The organism is Bartonella capreoli (assembly GCF_902813205.1).
In the GTDB taxonomy this organism is placed as follows: Bacteria; Pseudomonadota; Alphaproteobacteria; order Rhizobiales; family Rhizobiaceae; genus Bartonella; species Bartonella schoenbuchensis.
Genome location: NZ_CADDZX010000433.1, coordinates 1 through 228 on the forward strand (window position 1 = coordinate 1; position 228 = coordinate 228).

Consider the following 228-nt stretch of genomic DNA (forward strand, 5'->3'; position numbering starts at 1 on the left):
AGCGTACAGGTGTTGCGTCTGCCTTTGCTGGTGTAGATGAAAAGCTGACATGGCTTTCTAAGCAGATTAACAGTGCGGAAGATGGCACGTTGATATATAATGATTTTGTATCCCAAGAGAAAGATACAAATATCATCACGATTGGTAAGGATGTCGATGGTGATAAGATTTCCATTTTGAATAATGAAGGAAAAGTTCGTGTCCTTTCTGGTGTAGCAGAGGCAACTG

1 protein-coding gene is annotated in these 228 nt (G+C 40.8%); it reads left to right on the forward strand.

Annotated features, from left to right (window positions below; genetic code table 11):
- On the forward strand, positions 1–228 hold a 228-nt coding region (locus J7R05_RS09140), incomplete at both ends, for a hypothetical protein (RefSeq protein ID WP_208541952.1).